General features: G+C 58.4%; 4 protein-coding genes and 1 pseudogene. 3 read left to right on the top strand and 2 right to left on the bottom strand.

All coding sequences use genetic code 11. The features are described 5' to 3' along the window. Positions 1-124: 124 nt before the first annotated feature. Positions 125-928, top strand: a pseudogene (locus GWQ22_RS20825) (tetratricopeptide repeat protein); the annotation flags it as partial. Positions 929-1176: 248 nt separating this feature from the next. Here the strand turns inward: GWQ22_RS20825 and GWQ22_RS20820 are convergent. Together GWQ22_RS20820 and fkpA are read right to left on the bottom strand one after the other, a co-directional pair. Next, a complete protein-coding gene (locus GWQ22_RS20820; RefSeq protein WP_275931538.1) occupies positions 1177-2580 on the bottom strand; it encodes a sigma-54 dependent transcriptional regulator in 1404 nt (467 codons plus the stop codon). Between the two features lie 153 nt (positions 2581-2733). Next, positions 2734-3540: an FKBP-type peptidyl-prolyl cis-trans isomerase gene (gene fkpA / locus GWQ22_RS20815; RefSeq protein ID WP_275931537.1), complete on the bottom strand. Its 807-nt coding sequence runs from the start codon at positions 3538-3540 to the stop codon at positions 2734-2736. A gap of 119 nt (positions 3541-3659) precedes the next feature. Here fkpA and GWQ22_RS20810 point away from each other — a divergent pair, with 119 nt between their 5' ends. Continuing rightward, entirely contained in the window at positions 3660-4622 is a 963-nt protein-coding gene (locus GWQ22_RS20810) for a PQQ-binding-like beta-propeller repeat protein (RefSeq protein WP_275931536.1), read from the top strand. A 14-nt stretch (positions 4623-4636) separates the two neighbouring features. Further along, positions 4637-4852, top strand: a complete 216-nt coding sequence (locus GWQ22_RS20805) for a SlyX family protein (RefSeq protein ID WP_042035015.1) — start codon at positions 4637-4639, stop codon at positions 4850-4852. The last annotated feature ends 377 nt before the right edge of the window (positions 4853-5229 follow it).

The following is a 5229-nucleotide window of genomic DNA, read 5'->3' as shown; positions in this document are numbered from 1 at the left end:
CTGGCGCTGCCAAAAATCAACGCGTTCTTGAGTGGTCATAGCGGAAATCCCAACGTAGATACGATGGGTTTCAGTGTGCCGAGGTGATCTCAGTAAAAACAGGTGCTGATTCAGGGGCGCTTACCGTTTTAACACTCTTCTTCCCGAGGCGCGCACCACCGATCTGCAATACGAGCTGGAGCTGCTCACCCAGATAGCCCGCACCCATTCGCTGCAACGCCAGTTTGCCGAGGCGCACCAGCTGCTCGACGACATCGAACTCCGCCTCACCGAGGCCACCCCGCGGGCCCGCTTGCGCGTCTTGCTGGAACGCGGCCGCACCTTCAACTCCGCCGGCGACAAGGCCAGCGCCAAGACGCTGTTTGAACAGGCCTGGCAGCTTGGGCTCAAGCACAAGGAGCTGTATCTCGCCATCGATGCAGCGCACATGATCGCCATCGCCGCCCCGCTGGAGGAGCAGAGTCGCTGGAACCAGCTGGCGATGGAGCTGGCAGAGCGCAGCCAGGACAAGCAGGTGCGTGGCTGGCTCGCCACCCTCTACAACAACCAGGGCTGGACCCTGTTCGAACTGGGTCGTTTCGATGAGGCAAGGATATCCCAGCAAAAGTGTCTGACCTGGCACGAGCAGCACAACAACCAGGCCAAGGCTTTTATCGCCCGCTGGAGTCTGGCCCGCCTGAGCCGGGCCCAGGGGCAGCACGAACAGGCGCATGCCGAGCTGACACAGCTGAAAGACGATATGGCCGCCGCCAGCGCCCCCGAGGATGGCTATGTGTTCGAAGAGCTGGGGGAAAATGCACTGGTACTGTCTGACCCGGCCGCGGCCGAATACTTCGCCCGGGCCTGGTTTCTGCTGTCACAGGATGGCTGGCTCAGGGCCAACGGGGCAGAGCGGCTGGCCAGGCTCAAGCAGCTGGCCAAGCTCTGACAAACAGCCTCTAGCAAAGCAGCGGGGCGGCCAGTTGGCCGCCCCGCACGCATACACATCAAGCTGGGATCATGGATGCCATCCCGACACCTGCCTCAAACCAGGCTCGCCTCTTCCCAGCTCTGCTTCTTGCGATAAATGAGAGGATGGAGGGGCTGATCTCCAGCAGAATCGCCGCCTTGGGAGTATTACCATTACCACTGGCGATTGCCTGCTCGATGGCGGGGACATTGACCATGCCTCGCCACTCAAACCAGGCTAGCCTCTTCCCAGCTCTGCTTCTTGCGATAAATAGTGGAAGGGCTGATCTCCAACAGTGCCGCCGCCTTGGGGATATTGCCGTCACAGCTTGCGATGGCCTGCTCTATCACCTCTTTTTCCACCAGCCAGAGTGGGCGGATCGGCATATTGAGCGAAGGCATGGCAACACCGCTGGCCGTGCTGGCTGGCGCCATGGCCACCACCCCACCCCTGCGGCCGCTGAGCGGCGGTGGCAATATGTCCAGATTCACCAGTTCGCGATCGTTGAGCACCACTATGTTGCGCACTACGTTTTGCAGCTCGCGCACGTTGCCGGGCCAAGGGTAATCGAGCAGCACCCGTGCCACCTCGGCATCAAAATCCTTGAAGCGCTTGTTCTCTTCTCTGGTGTAGCTCTGCAACAGACTGCGTGCCAGCAACAGTATATCCTCGCCCCGCTCACGCAGCGGTGGCAGGCTGAGGGGGATCACGTGCAGACGGTAATAGAGATCCTCGCGAAAACGTCCCGCCTTCACCTCTATCAGGGGATCCCGGTTGGTGGCGCAAACGAAGCGCACGTCCACTGTCTCCAGCTTGCCGCTGCCGACCCGTTGCAGGGTACCGGTCTGGATGAAGCGCAGCAGCTTGCTCTGCAGGTCGAGATCCATCTCGCAGATCTCGTCCAGAAACAGGGTGCCACCGTCCGCCAGACTGGCAGCCCCCTTGCGATCCCCCTGGGCGCCGGTAAAGGATCCCTTCACATGTCCAAAGATCTCGCTCTCCATCAGATCGTGGGGAATGGCGGCACAGTTGAGCGCGATAAAGGGCTGCTCGCTGCGGGGGCTGCACTGGTGAATGGCCTCGGCGCACACCTCTTTGCCGGTGCCGCTCTCCCCTGTGATGAACACGGTCGCCTTGCTCGGCGCCGCGCTCTCTATGATGCGATAGACGGCCTGCATCGGCATGGAGGCACCGATGAAACCGGCGAACGAGCTGCGCTCGAAGTTCTCCCGGTACTGGGCCACCAGCGAACTCAGTTGCTGGTGCTTGAGGGCGTTACGAGCGGTGGCACACAGCCGTTTGCCGTCGAACGGCTTGGTCAGGAAGTCGAAAGCGCCGAGGCGCATCGCCTCCACCGCCACATCCACCGAGCCATGGGCCGTGATCACCACCACGGAGCAGGGCAGTTGCTGCTCAGTAATCTGTTGCAGGATATCCATGCCGGACATGTCGGGCAGTTCGAGGTCAAGCAGCACCACAGGCGGCGGGCTGGTCAACAACTGTGCGAGCGCCTGCTGGCCACAATCGGCCAGCAGCACCTCATAGCCATCCTGGGCCAGATACTGTTCATAAACCACCGCCAGACTGCGGGTATCTTCCACCAACAGGACTCGAGGTTTGCTTTCAGCCACGGGAGCCATCCTTGCAATTGATTTTGTTGTCTATTTCAGGTCTTGTCCGCCATCTTAGCACAGTTGGCGACGCTCTCTTTTATCCCGCTATTTACGAAGATATACAAGTAAAAACGGCTCCTTAAGGAGCCGTTTTTTTTCAACGATGAGCGCTTACTTCTTGGCTTTGTCGCCATCAGCAGCCGGCTTCTCGATCGCCAGCAGCTCAACATCGAACACCAGCACGGCATTGGCCGGGATGGAACCTGCACCGTGCTCACCATAGGCCAGCTCGGACGGCAGGAAGAACTTGAACTTGGAACCCACCGGCATCAGCTGCACGCCTTCGGTCCAGCCAGGGATCACCTGGTTGAGCGGGAAGGTGGCCGGCTCGCCGCGATCGACTGAGCTGTCGAACTTGGTGCCGTCGGTCAGGGTGCCAGTGTAGTGGACCTTGACGATGTCAGTGGCCTTCGGCTTGGCGCCGGTACCCATCTTCTCGACCAGGTATTGCAGGCCGGATTCGGTGCTCTTCACGCCTTCTTTCTTGGCGTTGGCAGCCAGGTACTCTTCACCCTTCTTCTGGTTATCCACGGCATCCTTGTCAGACTTGGCCTTGGTCAACTCGTTGATCTTGGCGTCATACTGATGCAGAATCGTCTGGATCTCCTCGTCAGTCATGCTGGCTTCTTTACCCAGACCATCAGTCACCCCCTTGAGGATAACGCTGTTGTCCAGTTTGATGCCGAGTTCCTGCTGACGTTCCAGGGTATTGGCGATATAACGACCCATGGAGAGGCCAATTGCATAGCCGGATTGCTCTTCGAAGCTCTTGGCATCAGCCTTGGGGGCCTCGGCCGGCTTGCTGGCTTCTGCCTTGACCTCTGCGGTATTCGCAGCAGTCTTCTCGTCTTTTTGGCAAGCAGTCAGACTCACGGCAACTGCCGCAGCCAACAGGGACACCTTCAGAAAATTGTTCATCAGTTTCTCCAAAACTCTAAATACCGCTCTCGGTTCCTTCGTGAAATGAGAGGTTTATCGTGACAAGCGCCTTATACTAACGCCGTGATCGCAGGTAACGAAAGCATGAGACAGGAAAAATGATAAAAAGTGCCATTTATTTCATCGGTATTTGCCTGATACTGACAGGTTGCGAACAGAGCTCACTACCGGACCGGCAAATTACCCTCGCCAACCAGGGGCTGCTGAGCGCCGATCTCACCAGCGACGGCAAGCAGGCCATCGTCTCCAGCCTGGGCCAGGGCACAGTAGTGTGGGACCTGGAGCAGGGCAAAGAGCGCTGGCGCCAATCCGACAATCAGGACAACTTCGTCATCATCACCCGCTTCTCGCCAGACAACCGCCATGCCGTCACTGCGACCTTGGATACCTTCGCCATCTGGCGTCTGCAAGATGGTCAATCCCAAGGCTACTACTCGCTTCCTGAATCCAGGCTGAGGGACATAGCCCTGTCAGCCGATGGCCGTCAGGTGCTGATCGGCCGGCAAGATGGCAAGGCGGAGGTAGTCGATACCCGCACCGGCCGCAGGCTACAGTTCCTCGGTCACACCGAGCAGGTCAATACGGTGGATCTCTCCGCCAATGGCCACTACGCCCTCACCGGCGGCAACGACTACAGCGCCTATCTGTGGGATACCCGCTCCGGCCAGGTAATATGGCGTTTCAACCACGCCGGCCGGGTGGTAATAGCAAGGCTGGATCCCCAGGGCCGTTTCGCCTTTACCGCCGACAGCAGCCAGGCCAGCATCTGGGATCTGAACACCGGCAAGGAGGTGAGCCGGCTGCAATTCGCTCACCGCTTCGAGGTCTACACCAGCGCCCGTTTCGCAAACGACGGCAACTGGCTCATCACAGGCTCCCCTTCTCGCAGGCTCTCCCTGTGGCGGGTGAGCGATGGCAACCTGCTGCAAAGCTGGCGCGTCTCCCCCCACCCCAGAGTGAAACCTCCGAGCGCAGTGGTCTACGGCGTGGCTTTGCGCGACAATAGCCACCTTGTCAGCGCCAGCTCCAGTGGCCTGGCCGAAATCTGGACAATCAAGTAAGGACCCAAAGGCCCATGAGTCAGCCACTTAACGATCGCCTCGAAACCCTGGAAAGCCGCCTCGCCTTCGCCGAGTACACGGTAGAGCAGCTCAACGACGAGGTTACCACCCAGGGCCGCGAGCTGGATCGACTCAAGCATCAGATCCAGCTGCTGGTGGACAAGCTGCAAAGCGTGCAGCCGAGCCAGATCGCCAGCATGGCGGAAGAGACGCCGCCCCCGCACTACTGAGCTGCAACGCGCACCGCCACCCAGCCATAAAAAAACCCGCGTCTAACTTATATATAGTGCCATAAAGTGTGTACTTCTAAGAAAGAGGCAGAGAAATCTGCCTCTTTTTTGACATCTGGAGAATGAGGACTAATAGTGTAAATAGGGTACGTTGTACAATGGAGAATCAAAGTGGTTACATCTGTTAGTGTCAGGGCCACAATCATTGACGACAACACTGGGATCAAGACCCAGTTGCCCATTGTCTTGACTCTGACTCTTATACACAAATATTGTGAACTGATTGGCACTTTTCCCGATTTCCAGGATCTGATCTCCTATGTGACTCCCGAACATGGTAACGATCATGCTAACTTTTGCTCTTCATCGTGCGGCCG

This window comes from Aeromonas sp. 1HA1, from assembly GCF_029237385.1.
Lineage (GTDB): Bacteria > Pseudomonadota > Gammaproteobacteria > Enterobacterales > Aeromonadaceae > Aeromonas > Aeromonas popoffii.
This window is presented reverse-complemented; position numbering and strand designations above follow the sequence as displayed.

Excerpts from the sequence above, each read along its gene's own strand:
- fkpA (WP_275931537.1), bottom strand. The coding sequence starts at position 3,540 with ATGAACAATTTTCTGAAGGTGTCCCTGTTGGCTGCGGCAGTTGCCGTG.
- GWQ22_RS20810 (WP_275931536.1), top strand. The coding sequence starts at position 3,660 with ATGATAAAAAGTGCCATTTATTTCATCGGTATTTGCCTGATACTGACA.
- GWQ22_RS20805 (WP_042035015.1), top strand. The coding sequence starts at position 4,637 with ATGAGTCAGCCACTTAACGATCGCCTCGAAACCCTGGAAAGCCGCCTC.